The sequence below is a fragment of the Tistrella arctica genome (genome assembly GCF_039630945.1).
Lineage (GTDB): Bacteria > Pseudomonadota > Alphaproteobacteria > Tistrellales > Tistrellaceae > Tistrella > Tistrella bauzanensis.
Genome location: NZ_JBBKTV010000005.1, coordinates 227,633 through 241,823 on the forward strand (window position 1 = coordinate 227,633; position 14,191 = coordinate 241,823).

Here is a 14,191-nt window from a genome sequence, read left to right on the forward strand (position 1 = left end):
CCACGGAGCCCTCCGATGAACGGTCTCTCCCCCGATCTTCAGACCCCGTGCCTCGTGGTCGACGAGGCCAGGATGGCGGCGAACATCACCCGGATGAACACGCGGATCGCGGGGCTCGGGGTCGGGCTGCGCCCGCACCTCAAGACGGCCAAATCGATCGACATTGCCCGGCGGATGCTGCCCGATTCCGGCGGCCCCGCCACTGTCTCGACCCTGCGCGAGGCCGAGGTCTTCGCGGCGGCGGGGGTGCGCGACATCCTCTATGCGGTCGGCATCGCGCCGGCAAAGCTCCACCGGGTCCAGTCCCTCAGGGCCGCCGGCTGCGATCTTGCGGTCATCCTCGATTCCGTCGAGCAGGCCCGGGCGGTGGCGGCGGCCTCCGCGAGCGCGCCGATCCCGGCACTGATCGAGATCGACTGCGACGGCAAGCGCGCCGGCCTCGCCCCCGACGCCCCGCAACTCCCCGAGATCGGCCGGATCCTGCACGAGAGCCGTGCGGAGCTGCGCGGCGTGATGACCCATGCGGGCGGCAGCTACGACGTCTCGGGCACGGACGCCCATGCCGCCTTCGCCGAGCGCGAGCGATTGGCCGTGGTGACGGCGGCGGAGCGGCTGCGCCTGGCCGGCCTGCCCTGCCCTGTGGTCAGCGTCGGCTCGACACCCACCGCCCTCGCCGCCCGCGACTTTGCGGGCGTGACCGAAGTCCGCGCCGGGGTCTATGTGTTCTTCGATCTGGTGATGGCCGGCATCGGCGTCTGCGCGGTGGAGGACATAGCACTTTCGGTCGCGACCACGGTGATCGGCCATCGCAGCGACCAGGGCTGGATCATGGTCGATGCCGGCTGGATGGCGCTCTCCCGCGATCGCGGCACAGCGGGCCACACCGTCGACCAGGGCTATGGGCTGGTCTGTGATGCCGCAGGCCGGGTCATTCCAGACCTGATCGTCACGGGCGCCAATCAGGAACACGGCATCCTCGCCCTGCGCGCGGGGGCCGTCGGTCCTTTGCCGGACCTGCCGGTCGGCGCAGTGCTGCGCATCCTGCCCAATCATGCCTGCGCCACCGCGGCGCAGTTCGACGCCTTCCACGTCATCCCAGCCAAAGCCGGCGCGACACCCGTCATCTGGCCGCGTTTCGGCGGCTGGTGAGTGGTGCCTGCACGTTCGTCAACCGATGACACGGCGATGATTCGCCGCCTCCGGTTGAACCCCGCCCGCGGGCTTCCGATCTGAAGGGCAGTCTCAGCCTGTTCGGCGCCCACAGAAACCGGAACTCCACCGCTTGTCCGCATCGTCCTTCGACCGCCTGGGTTCAACGGCACGCCGCCTCGCCCGCCGCTTCTCACCCGAGATGCTGGCGGACGAGGCGGCGTCGCTTCTCGACCGGCCGCTCCGGCTGGGGGTTACCGGCCTTGCGCGGTCGGGCAAGACCGTGTTCACCACCGCCATCGCCCGCGCGCTGCTGTTTCCCGACCGGCTGCCCTTTCTGCAGGCCCGCGCCGATGGCCGGCTGATCGGGGCGGAACTGCGCCGGCCCGGCGACCCCGAAATTCCACGCTTCGCCTATGAAACCCATCTGGCCCGCATCGCCGGCAGCGATGGCGACGCGCCGGGCTGGCCCGCATCCACCCGCACCCTGTCGCAATTGCGCATCGGCCTGCGCTGGAAGCCCGCCGGGCTGGTCGATCGCCGCATCCGGCCGGTGCGCGACCTCACCCTCGACATCATCGATTATCCCGGCGAATGGCTGCTGGATCTGGCGTTGATCGAGCGCGGCTTCGCCGACTGGTCCGCCGAGGCCCTGTCGCGGTCGCGGAGCGGCCCGCGTGCCGAACTGGCGCGACCTTTCCTCGACCGGCTCTCGACCCTCGACCCCGCGGCCCCCGCCGATGATGTGGTGCTGGCCGAACTGGGCCGCGCCTGGAGCGCGCATCTGATCGCCTGCCGCGAGGCCGGGCTTGCGGTCTCGCGGCTGGGCCCCGGCCGCTTCCTGGTGCCCGGCGATCTGGAGGGCGCGCCGGTGCTCGCCTTCTCGCCCCTGCCGGAGCCTGCGGGCCGCGCGCCGTCGGGCAGCCTGTATGCGGTGGCGGAAGAACGCTTCGATCAATATCGTCGGCGCATCGTCGGCCGGTTCTTTCGCGACCATTTCGCCCGGCTGGACCGGCAGGTGGTGCTGGTCGATCTGCCCGGCGCGCTGAGTGCCGGGCCGGCGGCGATCGACGATCTGAAACTGGCGCTGACCGAATCGCTCGGCGCCTTCCGCTATGGTCGCGGCAGCGGCATGATCGGCCGGCTGTTGTCGGGTGTGCGGATCGATCGGGTGCTGTTCGCCGCCACCAAGGCCGATCAGGTGCCCGCCAGCCAGCATGCCCGGCTCGATGGCCTGATGCAGGCGATGGTCGCCGATGCCGCCCGCGCGATCCGCTTCGACGGCGCCGAGACCCGCACGCTTGCGATCGCCGCGGTCAAGGCGGCGGAAAGCGTGTTTGCCGAGCATGATGGTCGCAACCTTGCCTGTGTGCGCGGCTGGCTGACCGGGCGCGCCCAGGCATCGGTGGTCTATCCGGGCGATCTGCCGGCCGATCCGGCCGAGGCGATCGCCCGCGCCGCCGGCCGTGGTTTCGACTATCCCCCCTTCGTGCCGCCGGCCGGTCTGGTGCGCGACGGCCACGGTCTGGCGCATATCCGGCTGGATCAGGCCCTGGATCATCTGATCGGAGACCGTCTGGCATGAGCGATCGCCCGCGCATCTTCGATGAACCGCGCATTGTCGACGTGAAGCCGGTGCAGGCGGCCGCAAGCCATCGCGATGCCGCCACCACCGGCCCCGGAGAGTTGCCCGACGATGCCGCCCGCACCGCCCGTCTCGCCGAGGACAACAGCAACGATCTGCCGGCGGTGGTGTCGGGACGCGGGCTGATGCCGGCGGCGGGCACCGCCGGTCCGCTGCGCCGGACCGGCCGGCGCCTGCTGCTGGGCGGGATCGCCGGTCTGGTGGTGGCGGTGATCGGGTTCGAGACCTGGGATCTGGTCAACCGCGCCTTCATCGAGGCCGACTGGCTGGGCTGGGCCGTGGCAGGGCTCGGCGGCGCGGCGCTTGCCGGGCTCGGCACGCTCGGCGCCCTGGAGATCAGCGCATTGCGCCGGTTGTCGAAGGTCGACGGCCTGCGCCACGCGGCGGCCCGCCTTGCCGCCGCCACCGATGATCCGGCGGCGGCGGCCGATGCGACCGCCCTGGCCGCACGGATATCCGCGCTCTATGCCGATCGGCCGGGGCTGACCACGGCCCAGGCCGAATTCGCCAGCCAGTTGACCGATGCTCATGACGCCCAGGAAGCGCTGGCCCTGACCGAGCGCCTGCTGCTGGCCCCGATCGATGCCGAGGCCCGGCGGCTGGTGCTGCTGGCGGCACGCGACACCGCCCTTGCCACGGCCGCAAGCCCCGCGGCCCTGCTGGATGCCGCCGTGGTGCTGTGGCGCAATGCCCGGCTGGTCCGCGAGGTCGCGGCCCTCTATGGTGTGCGGCCGGGGCGGATCGCCAGCCTCAGGATCGTGCGCCGCAGCCTGGGTGCGGCGGCCATGGCCGGTGTCGGCGAGGCCGGCCAGGACATGGCGGTCGATGCCCTGGGTGGCGGGATCGCCGCGGCGGTTTCGGCCCGGCTGGGCCAGGGCGTGGTCAACGGTCTGGTGGCGGCGCGTATCGGCCTGGGTGCCATCGAGGCCTGCCGCCCGCTGCCGTTCCAGGCCGTGGCACGGCCACGGACCGCCGATCTCAGGCGTGATATGATGCGCATGCTGTCGGGCCAGCGGGCCGGATAGGCGGCCATCCTTCACGCCCGGCGCCGGAAACCGGTTGCGGCGGTCATGGTTGTTAAAGACGCGGTCTGCGCCCACATTCATGACGGAAAGGCGGGTTCGGTCCTGCGGTCAGGGAGACAGCTTGCCATCATGCACCTCACGCCCGATCTGCTGCTGCGCGCCTATGTCTGCGGCATCTTTCCCATGGCCGAGTCGGGCGAGTCCCCGGACCTGTACTGGATCGACCCCGAACATCGCGGCGTTCTGCCGCTGGACGGCTTTCATCTGCCGCGCAAGCTGCGCAAGACCATCCGCCGCCAGCCTTTCACCATCACCATCGACCGTGATTTCGAAGGCGTGATGCTGGGCTGTGCCGCACCCGCCCCCGGGCGGGCGCGGACCTGGATCAATGGTGAGATTCTAGAGCTTTATACCACCCTGCACACGCTGGGTTATGCCCATAGCATCGAGGCCTGGGAGGGTGACGATCTGGTCGGCGGGCTGTATGGCGTGTCGCTGGGCGGTGCCTTTTTCGGCGAAAGCATGTTCAGCCGCCGCACCGATGCCAGCAAGATCGCGCTGGCCTATCTGGTGGCCCGGCTGAAGCGCGGCGGCTATCGCCTGCTCGACACCCAGTTCGTGACCGAGCATCTGATGCGTTTCGGCGCGATGGAGATTCCCCGCGGGCTGTATCAGGACCGGCTGCGCGCGGCGCTTGGCATCCGGGCCAGCTTCACGCCCCTGCCCTTCAGCCTGGCAGCGGGCACGCCCGATCAGGTGCTGACGGCCATCGACGGCCCGGTCGCCCTTCCGGTCCGGCGCCCCCGCGGCCCTCATGACGATGCCGACGCCATCGTGGTGGAAATCTGAAAGCCGACGGCGCGGTCAGCCTTTGGCCGCGGTGGTCTCTTCCGCCTCGGGCTTCGGCGGCTGGTCTGAACAGCTCACCGGCCAGATGTCGTAAATCGCATGGTCGAGCGCGTTGATGCCGGGCGATGACGCAAACATCCAGCCATCGAACACCCGCTCGGTCGGGGCCGTGGCCGTGGTCTGATCGACCTCGACGAAGACCCGGGCCTCGGGCGCCTCTTCCGGGGGGGCGCTTTCGCAATAGCGCGCGGTGATGACCAGCGAGCCGAATTCCACCGGCTGGTCGACCGGAGCCACGATCCGGCTGATCCGGGCGGTGACCTTGTTCAAGCCATTGAACACCGCGACCTTGCCGGGGATCGCCGGGATGCCCGACTGCTGCGCCAGCGCGGGCGACACCGAGGGTGCCGCCGCCAGTGCCAGCGAGACGACGGCCGCCAGAGCGGCGATGGCGCGGCGCGGGCTCATTCGGCGAAGGGGTCACGCTTGGTGGCCGGGGCGGCACCGCCGCCGGCCTTCTCACCCTCGGCCTCATTGCCGCCGGACGAGAACATATACCGCCCGATCAGCGATTCCAGGCTGATCGACGACTGGGTATAGGTGATCGCCTGACCCGGATTGAGCATGCGGTCATCGCCACCCGGCACCACCGAGACATATTTGTCGCCGAGCAGGCCGGAGCTTGCGATCTCGGCCGAGCTGTCGGCCGGCAGTTTGATCTGGGGGTTGATCGCCAGGGTCAGTTCGGCCCGATAGGTTTCGGGATTGAGATGCTGATCGGTGACCGTGCCGACCTTGATGCCGCCGATGCGGACTTCGGAGCCGGCGACGATGCCATCGACGCTGTCGAAGGCGGCGGTGATGGCATAGCCGCCGCCGCTGCCACCCCGTCCGGCGCCGGTATAGGCCTGAACGGCGAAGCCGACCGCGATCGCAATCACGGCCGCGCCGAGCAGGGTTTCAACGACACTGCGCTGCAAGCTCTTGATCCTTCTGGCCGAGTGGCCGGGCTGTCGGTTCAGGACGGGCGGTTCAGGACGGGGTCCAGGGCTCGTAATCGCCGGTGGCCTTCGGCCGTTCGCCCGTGGCCAGCAGATGGCCCTGGGGCAGATAGGCGTCGGCGCTGCCGGTGTGGTTCGGCTCGAACGGCTTTTCCCAGCTCTGGCGCGGCAGAGGCGCTTCCGAGGGGGTCTTGTCGGTCGTGCCATGCAGCCAGCGGTGCCATTCGGGCGGCACGCTGGTCGGGTCGACCGCCTTGGCATAGGTCACCCAGCGCTTGGACGGCTTGTTCTTGTGCCGGAAGTACCGGTTCCCGAACTCGTCCTCGCCGACGGCGGTGCCGTAGCGCATGGTAAAGAGACGCGTAGCGAAATTGGTCATGGGTCCACTGTCCGGATGGCTGGCCGCGGCAAAGATAGGGGCTGGGGCCGGCGGGCGCAAGCCTTGGCGGAAGATGACCCGGCAGGGTTGCCCGGCCATCCCGTTGGTGCTGCCCATCATATGGGGCGCGGGCGCACGACACACGACGGTTTCCGTCAACAGCCGGCAGATTCTTATCCCCACATCATCTGTGGATAAGTCGACGGTCAATCCGGCCCGATCAGCCGGAAACGCAGGCCCTCCGGGTATTTGGAGGCCACAAAGGCCTGACGGAAGCGCCGGGAGATTATCCACATGCAACCACACCATATAGATAAAACTGAGGCGAAATACCCCTAGATATTGATCGCAGGCTGTGACGAAAACGCTTGCGGCGGACCGAGGCCGGGCTTACGATCCGGCTCAGACACCCAGGATGACGAGCCGGTGGCAAAGAGGCATGGACTGCATGCCGCCATGCTTTGCCGGGGCTTTTGCGCCAGAGACGAACCATTGCACCGGATATGAACGTGTTGCGCCGGATGTGCTGGCAGCACCCTGATCACAAACTTTAACCGACCACTGCGTCACCCGCCCCCCGCACACCCCGCCGCCCGGGCATGCCCGATGCAAGAGCCATGCATCGCGCGCCAGGCTTCGGGGTGTTTCCGTGCCGGGTGCATGACCCGTGGCCGCTCACGAGATTTTTCCCGGCAACCGGTCGCCTTTGGTGGCCCGTGTGCATGATGGAGGCAGGATACGATGCGGATCGCCCGCAAGTTCACCGTCGAAGGCAAGTCCCCCTATGCGGGGATCGAGATGCGGACCGCAACCAGCGAGATCCGCAATCCCGACGGCTCGGTCGTCTTCAAGCTCGAAAACATCGAGGTTCCGGCCTCGTGGTCGCAGGTCGCCAGCGACATCATCGCGCAGAAGTACTTCCGCAAGCGCGGCATTCCCGCCATCACCCGGCGCGTGCCTGAGGACGGCGTGCCCGACTTCCTGTGGCGGTCCGAGCCCGATGACGCGGCACTGGCCAGGCTGCCCGAAGACAAGCGCTATGGCAGCGAGCTGACCGCCGCCCAGGTCTTCGACCGCATGGCCGGCACCTGGGCCTATTGGGGCTGGAAGGGCGGCTATTTCGACACCGAAGCCGATGCCGCCGCCTATCGCGACGAAATGTGCCGGATGCTGGCCGACCAGATGGCCGCCCCCAATTCGCCGCAATGGTTCAACACCGGCCTGCATTGGGCCTATGGTGTCGACGGGCCGGCGCAGGGCCATTATTACGTCGACTTCCAGACCGGTGAACTGACCCGGTCGGCAACCGCCTATGAGCATCCCCAGCCCCATGCCTGCTTCATCCAGTCGGTGTCCGACGATCTGGTGAACGAGGGCGGGATCATGGACCTGTGGGTGCGCGAAGCCCGGCTGTTCAAATACGGCTCGGGCACCGGCACCAATTTCTCGTCGGTGCGTGGCGAAGGCGAGCCGCTGTCGGGCGGTGGCCGCTCGTCGGGGCTGATGAGCTTCCTGAAGATCGGCGACCGCGCCGCCGGCGCCATCAAGTCGGGCGGCACCACGCGCCGCGCCGCCAAGATGGTGGTGGTCGATGTCGATCATCCCGATATCGAGGCCTATATCAACTGGAAGGTGATCGAAGAGCAGAAGGTGGCGGCGCTGGTCACCGGCTCGAAGCTCGCCAACAAGCACATGAACGCGGTGATCCGGGCGGCCTCCGACCTGACGGTCGCCGAGGATGACCGGTTCGATCCGCGCCGCAACAGCGCCCTGCGCAGCGCGGTGAAGGCGGCCCGCGCGGCGCTGATCCCGGAAAACTACATCCAGCGGGTCATCCAGTTCGCCCGCCAGGGCTATACCGAGATCCATGTGCCGGTGTTCAACACCGACTGGGATTCGGAAGCCTATCTGACCGTGTCGGGCCAGAATTCGAACAATTCGGTGCGCGTTACCGATGCCTTCCTGAACGCCGTGCTCGCCGACGGCAACTGGGAGCTGACCCGGCGCACCGATGGCGTCGTGGTCAAGCGGATCAAGGCGCGCGAGCTGTGGGAGCAGATCGGCAACGCCGCCTGGGCGAGCGCTGATCCCGGCATCCAGTTCGACACCACGATCAATGACTGGCACACCTGCCCCGCCCATGGCCGGATCAACGCGTCCAATCCGTGCTCGGAATACATGTTCCTCGACGACACCGCCTGCAATCTGGCGTCGCTGAACCTGATGACCTTCCGCACCGCCGACGGCACGTTCGACATCGAGGCTTACGAGCACGCGGTCCGGCTGTGGACCATCACGCTCGAAATCTCGGTGCTGATGGCGCAGTACCCCTCGGCCACGATCGCGCAGCTCTCTTACGATTTCCGCACCCTTGGCCTCGGCTATGCCAATCTGGGCGGCCTGCTGATGGCATCGGGCCTTGGCTATGACAGCCATGAGGGCCGGGCGCTCTCAGGCGCCCTGACCGCGATCATGACCGGCGTGTCCTATGCCACCTCGGCCGAGATGGCGTCGGAACTGGGCACTTTCCCGAAATTCGCCCCCAACCGCGATGCGATGCTGCGGGTGATCCGCAATCATCGTCGCGCGGCCCATGGTCTGGCCGATGGCTATGAAGGCCTGTCGACCACGCCGGTGGCACTCGACCACGCCAATATTCCCGATCCGCGCCTGGGCGATGCCGCCCGCCGCGCCTGGGATGCCGCGCTGGAACTGGGCGAGGCCCATGGTTTCCGCAACGCGCAGTCGACCGTGATCGCCCCCACCGGCACCATCGGGCTGGTGATGGATTGCGACACCACCGGCATCGAGCCCGATTTCGCGCTGGTGAAGTTCAAGAAGCTGGCCGGCGGCGGCTATTTCAAGATCATCAACCGCACCGTCACCGAGGCGCTGACCAAGCTTGGCTATGGCGCGGCCGATATCCGCCAGATCGTCGATTATGCGGTCGGTCGCGGCACGCTGAAGGGCTCGCCCACCATCGGTCATGCGGCACTGAAGACCCGCGGCTTCGACGACGAGGCGATCGCGCGGCTTGAGAAGTCGCTGGGTCAGGCCTTCGAGCTGAAATTCGCCTTCAACAAGTGGACGCTCGGCGCCGAGTTCTGCCGCGACGGGCTGGGCTTCACCGATGCGCAGCTCGACGATCCCAGCTTCGACATGCTTCAGGGGCTGGGCTTCTCCAAGGACGAGATCGACGCCGCCAATATCTGGGTCTGCGGCGCGATGACCTTGGAAGGCGCTCCGGGCCTGGATGACGAGCATCTGCCGGTGTTCGACTGCGCCAACCCCTGCGGCCGCACCGGCACCCGTTATCTGTCGGCCGAAGCCCATATCCGGATGATGGCGGCGGCCCAGCCCTTCATCTCGGGCGCCATCTCCAAGACCATCAACATGCCGAATGGCGCCACGGTCGAGGAATGCAAGGCAGCCTATATGCTGTCCTGGCGTCTGGCGCTGAAGGCCAATGCGCTGTATCGCGACGGCTCGAAGCTCTCCCAGCCCCTGAACGCCATGATCCTGGGCGACGACGACGTCGCGGATGTCGAGGAAGCCGTGGCCGAGCTGGTGGCCAAGCCCGCGGCCGAACAGGCCCGTGTGGTCGCCGAGCGGATCGTGACCCAGTATCTGAGCGAGCGCCGCCGCCTGCCCCATCGCCGCAAGGGCTATACCCAGAAGGCGGTGGTCGGTGGCCACAAGCTGTATCTGCGCACCGGCGAGTATGAAGACGGCAAGATCGGCGAGATCTTCATCGACATGCACAAGGAAGGCGCCGCCTTCCGCAGCCTGATGAACGCCTTCGCCATCGCCATCTCGATCGGCCTGCAATATGGCGTGCCGCTTGAGGAATATGTCGACGCCTATGTGTTCAGCCGCTTCGAGCCCTCGGGCATCGTCGAGGGCAATGACGCGATCAAGATGGCGACGTCGATCCTCGACTATGTGTTCCGCGAACTGGCGATCTCGTATCTGGGGCGCACCGATCTGGCCCATGTCCAGCCGGTGCAGCCGGCGGATCTGCTGCCCGACAGTGTCGGGCGCGGGGTGCGTGAAGGCAGCCGCGAGGATGGCGGTCTGGGCAAGACCGGCCCCACCCCGGCGGTCGCCGCCGCCATGGGCCTCGCCAGCGCCGGTTTCGTGCGCAGCAATCTGTATGTGCTGCGCGGCGGCGCCGGTGGCAACACCGCCACCGCCTATGCCGAACCGCACCACCATGCCTATGAGGACAACTCCCCGACCACCCTGGGCCAGCCCCGGACGGCCGAGGCCAATCCTTACGACGAGCAGATGGAGGCCATCCGCGTCGCCCGCATGAAGGGCTTCGAGGGCGACCCCTGCGGCGAATGCGGCAACATGACCCTGGTGCGCAACGGCACCTGCCTGAAATGCGTCACCTGCGGCTCGACCAGCGGCTGCTCGTGATCGGCCGGCATACCCACCAGAGGTAACGGCCCCCGTCATCCTGGGTTGTCGTCAGCCGAACGCCTGAGCCATGCCCGCCAGCCCCTGCACGATCGGGGCTGGCGGGCATTTTTCATCCGTAGCACCCTTCCCCGATCTCCTTTGAGAGCCGGCGGGAAGATCAGGACGTCCAGAGCCCCGTCGCCGTCGTCCGCCTTCGGCAGCGATGCGATGCCGACATAGTCGCCCGGCTCGATATCGTTCACCGACGCTCTCGCGATGCCGGAGCCGGCAGAGGACGATGCAGGTCAAACCAGCAGATCAGATCGCAGGTCGTGAACCGGGCGAACACAGCCCGCTCCGGTCCATGTCGATCGCGGCTCAATGCCCAATGGACAGCCGGTCGATCACCGGGTCCATGATGATCCCGAACATCGCGGGATCGTCGTAAGCGCGGGCCGAGAGCATCGCCCCATGAACGGTCGCCATGAAGATGTCCGCTTCGATCTGCGGAGACGTCGTCAGCGTCAGTTTTCCCTCGTTCCGGCCACGCGCCATCACTGATGCCAGCCAGGCCGAGAATGAGCGGAAATAGGCTTTGACCTCAAGCGCGACCTCGGCCGGGAGGACCGGAAGCTCACTTGCCAGAAGAGCGCAGACGCAGAACGGCAGGCTGGCGTCCGTGATGCAGGCCTTCCAGAAACCCGCATAGGCCCGAAGCTGCGCCAGCGGGTCGGAAAACTGCCGTTCAAGATGCTCAAGGCCGGTTTGCGCCTCCTCCCGGTAACGGGAGACCAGCGTGCGCACGAGGTCGGCCTTGGTCGGGAAATGATGATGGATGCTTGGCTTGCGGATCCCGACGACATCGGCGATGTCGGCATAGCTGAAGCCATTATACCCGCCCGCGACAATCAGGGAGCGTGCGACGCGGATGATGTCATCAGAGGTGTTTGCAGGCGTGCTCATATCTCGCAGCCTACCTTCCAGTAGGGCGCTGGTCAAGGATGACCCGACCTGGTCGGCACATGGCTTGCAATTTTTCTTCATATATAGGAATAATAATTCATGATCATGAAGAACGGGCCGCACGCCGCACCCACGACCAGCAACGAGGGCATGATGGGCCGGCCGCGCGCCGATGGCCGCCCGGCTCATCCAGGAGAAGCCAATGATCGTCCGCCAAGCAGACAACGTTCTGAAATTCTTTGAGTATTTTGCAGCGGAGCAGCAGCCGGCGACGTTGACGCAGCTGGCCGAGACGCTGGATCTTCCGCTGTCGAGCACCAGCAATCTGATCGCGACCCTGCGGGCACGCGGCTATCTGTTCGAGGTCCGGCGGCGGGGCGGCTTCTATCCCACCCGCCGCATCCATGACGTCAGCGCGGCCATCCTGGACGGCGACCCGGTGCTGGGGCTGGTGCGCGAGCACATGGAACTGCTGCGCAGCCGCACCGGCGAAACCGTGCTGCTGGCCGCGCGCGATGGCGACGAGATCATCTATCTGGACGCGCTGGAATCGACCAAGGGCGTGCGGTATTCGGCCCGGCCGGGCGAACGCCGGCCGATCTATGCGATTTCGTCGGGCAAGGCGATCCTGGCGGCACAGGACGACCGCGCCCTGATGGCGGACCTCACCACCCTCGACTATTCGGGGGCGGCGGCGACCTCGGTCACCGACCCGGCACGATTGTTCGAAACCATCGTCGAGGCCCGTGCCCGCGGCTGGTTTCTGAACGCCACCGAATACACGCCCGATGTCTCGGGCGTCGGCGTGCTTCTGGAGGTTGCCGGCCAGACCCTGGGCCTGTCGGTCGCCGGCCCGAATTACCGGATGCAGGGGCGCCACGAAGAGATCGCGGCGGCTTTGAAAGCCAGCGTCGCCGCCATCCGGGATCAGATCGCCGATGGCGGAGCCACCGCATGATCCGCCGGATAACGCATTGGGTGGACACCGCCTTCTCGGCGGTGGCCGCCACCGCGCTGGCTGCGATGACCTTGCTGATCGTCGCCGATGTGACGCTGCGCTATGGCCTCGGCATGCCGATCTTCTTCGCCCATGATCTGGTCGGCCTTTACTTGACGCCAGCGGTGTTTTTCTTCGGCGTCGGCCCGACCTATGCGCGCAACGAGCATCTCGCCGTCGATATTCTGACGCTTCGGCTGCCCCCGCGGCTGCGGGCGATGTCGGACATGCTGGCGGCCGCGATCGGCCTCGCGGTCTTCACCCTGCTGGTCTGGTGCTCGTGGGATCGCTTCTGGCAGAGCTTTCTGCGTGATGAGGTCATTGCCAGCATCGTGCCCTGGCCGGCATGGGCCAGCTATCTGCTGGTGCCGGCGGGCTCGGCCGCCATGGTTCTGGTCTGTGCGGCGCGTCTTGCGGACGCGATCAGGATGATGGTGACCGGCGCCCGGCCCGCTGGTCGGCCGGGCGAGCCGGAGGCACGGGCATGATCTCGATCCTCGTCGTCCTCGGCCTGCTGGTGCTGCTTCTGTTCGGCGTGCCGGTCGGCTTCGCGCTCACCTTCACCGGCCTGCTCGGCCTTGGCGCCGTCACCGGTTTCGACAGCGCGCTGTCGGTTCTGGCGACAACCCCGCTGTCCACGACCAATGGCTATGAACTGATCGCGGTCCCGCTGTTCATCCTGATGGCCGAATTCGTGGTGGTCAGTGGCATCGCCGACCGGATGTTCCAGGCGATCACCATCTGGGTCGGGCGCACGCCCGGCGGTCTGGCTGTTGCCACCGCGCTCGCCGGTGCCGGATTCGGCGCCATCTCCGGCTCATCGACGGCGGCCGCGGCGGCGCTGTCGTCAACCTCCATCCCGGCGATGCAGCGCGCCGGCTATGAGCCGAAATTCTCGGCCGGTGTGGTCGCCGTGTCGGGAACGCTGGCGATGCTGATCCCGCCCTCGATCGCCCTGGTCCTCTACGGGATCATCGTCGAGGTGAATATCGCCGATCTGCTGATCGGCGGGGTGATCCCCGGAATACTGGTCACGCTCGCGATCATCGCCACGATCTATGTGCTGCTGTGGCGCGATCCGACGATCGCACCCACGGCACGATCCTGGTCATGGCGCGACAAGCTGGTGGCCATGCGCGAGATCGCGCCGATGCTGGTGCTGCTGCTCTGCGTTACCGGATCGATCTATCTGGGCGTCGCCACGCCGACCGAGGCGGCCGGCCTCGGCGCTTTCGGCGCCTTCGTCATCGCCGCCGCCTTCCGCAAGCTCACCTGGTCCACGACCTGGGGCGCGCTGACCCGGGCCGTGCGGGCGACCTGCATGATCTTCCTGATCATCATCGGCGCCCATGTCTTCGGCTATGTGCTGACGCTTGGCCAGATCACGCCCGGTTTCGTCGCCTGGATCACCGGGCTCGACGTCTCGCCTTACGTGGTGATGGCCGGGATCATCCTGTTCTATCTGGTGCTCGGCTGCTTCATGGATCAGATGGCGATCCTGATCCTGACCGTGCCGGTCATGGTGCCGGCCATCGTCGGCCTGGGCTTCGATCCGGTCTGGTTCGGCGTGCTGGTGGTGGTGGCGGCCGAGGTCGGCATGATCACCCCGCCGCTCGGCATGAACATCTTCGTCGTGGCGCGCTATGCCAACCGCCCGCTGGCCGAGATCTTTCGCGGCGTCATGCCCCATGTCATCGCCCACCTCATCGTGCTGGCGCTGCTGGTGGCACTGCCCGGACTGGTTCTGTGGCTGCCCGGCACAATCCAATAATCGACAAG

General features: G+C 67.2%; 12 protein-coding genes. 8 read left to right on the forward strand and 4 right to left on the reverse strand.

The window, feature by feature from the left end:
* Positions 1-15: 15 nt before the first annotated feature.
* The 4 genes from WG924_RS12665 (at position 16) to aat (ending at position 4,668) form a co-directional block, all read left to right on the forward strand.
* Entirely contained in the window at positions 16-1,149 is a 1,134-nt protein-coding gene (locus tag WG924_RS12665; protein ID WP_345933407.1) for an alanine racemase, read from the forward strand.
* 133 nt (positions 1,150-1,282) lie between these two features.
* Positions 1,283-2,734, forward strand: coding sequence for a YcjX family GTP-binding protein (locus tag WG924_RS12670; RefSeq protein WP_345933408.1), 1,452 nt, complete (start codon positions 1,283-1,285; stop codon positions 2,732-2,734).
* The gene (locus WG924_RS12675; protein ID WP_345933409.1) at positions 2,731-3,819 is read left to right on the forward strand and encodes a TIGR01620 family protein; all 1,089 of its coding nucleotides are present in this window, start codon (positions 2,731-2,733) and stop codon (positions 3,817-3,819) included. Before WG924_RS12670 ends, WG924_RS12675 begins: the two co-directional genes overlap by 4 nt.
* Positions 3,820-3,948: 129 nt before the next feature.
* A complete protein-coding gene (gene aat / locus WG924_RS12680) occupies positions 3,949-4,668 on the forward strand; it encodes a leucyl/phenylalanyl-tRNA--protein transferase (protein WP_345933410.1) in 720 nt (239 codons plus the stop codon).
* Between the two features lie 15 nt (positions 4,669-4,683).
* On the opposite strand, the gene WG924_RS12685 is transcribed toward aat, so the two are convergent.
* From WG924_RS12685 to WG924_RS12695, 3 genes are read right to left on the reverse strand one after another with little or no spacing between them, the layout of a single operon-like run.
* On the reverse strand, positions 4,684-5,136 hold the full coding sequence (locus WG924_RS12685) for a DUF2155 domain-containing protein (RefSeq protein WP_345933411.1): 453 nt from the start codon (positions 5,134-5,136) through the stop codon (positions 4,684-4,686).
* Positions 5,133-5,648 (reverse strand): outer membrane lipid asymmetry maintenance protein MlaD, encoded by a 516-nt coding sequence (gene mlaD, locus WG924_RS12690; RefSeq protein WP_345933412.1) that lies wholly within the window; start codon positions 5,646-5,648, stop codon positions 5,133-5,135. The genes WG924_RS12685 and mlaD overlap by 4 nt, the downstream gene beginning before the upstream one ends.
* A 52-nt stretch (positions 5,649-5,700) precedes the next feature.
* Complete coding sequence (locus WG924_RS12695; RefSeq protein ID WP_188577694.1) at positions 5,701-6,048, reverse strand: NADH:ubiquinone oxidoreductase subunit NDUFA12; 348 nt, start codon at positions 6,046-6,048, stop codon at positions 5,701-5,703.
* A 741-nt stretch (positions 6,049-6,789) separates the two neighbouring features.
* Between WG924_RS12695 and WG924_RS12700 the strand changes: the two genes are divergently transcribed.
* Positions 6,790-10,470 carry a vitamin B12-dependent ribonucleotide reductase gene (locus WG924_RS12700; protein ID WP_345933413.1) on the forward strand — a complete coding sequence of 1,227 codons (3,681 nt, stop codon included), beginning with the start codon at positions 6,790-6,792 and terminating at the stop codon, positions 10,468-10,470.
* A 360-nt stretch (positions 10,471-10,830) separates the two neighbouring features.
* On the opposite strand, the gene WG924_RS12705 is transcribed toward WG924_RS12700, so the two are convergent.
* Positions 10,831-11,415 (reverse strand): TetR/AcrR family transcriptional regulator, encoded by a 585-nt coding sequence (locus tag WG924_RS12705; RefSeq protein WP_345933414.1) that lies wholly within the window; start codon positions 11,413-11,415, stop codon positions 10,831-10,833.
* 202 nt (positions 11,416-11,617) lie between these two features.
* On the opposite strand from WG924_RS12705, the gene WG924_RS12710 reads away from it, so the two are divergent.
* Genes WG924_RS12710 through WG924_RS12720 form a run of 3 tightly spaced genes read left to right on the forward strand, consistent with a single transcriptional unit; the run spans position 11,618 to position 14,183 of the window.
* A complete protein-coding gene (locus WG924_RS12710; RefSeq protein WP_345933415.1) occupies positions 11,618-12,373 on the forward strand; it encodes an IclR family transcriptional regulator in 756 nt (251 codons plus the stop codon).
* Complete coding sequence (locus WG924_RS12715) at positions 12,370-12,900, forward strand: TRAP transporter small permease subunit (RefSeq protein WP_345933416.1); 531 nt, start codon at positions 12,370-12,372, stop codon at positions 12,898-12,900. The genes WG924_RS12710 and WG924_RS12715 overlap by 4 nt, the downstream gene beginning before the upstream one ends.
* Complete coding sequence (locus tag WG924_RS12720) at positions 12,897-14,183, forward strand: TRAP transporter large permease (protein WP_345933417.1); 1,287 nt, start codon at positions 12,897-12,899, stop codon at positions 14,181-14,183. The genes WG924_RS12715 and WG924_RS12720 overlap by 4 nt, the downstream gene beginning before the upstream one ends.
* The last annotated feature ends 8 nt before the right edge of the window (positions 14,184-14,191 follow it).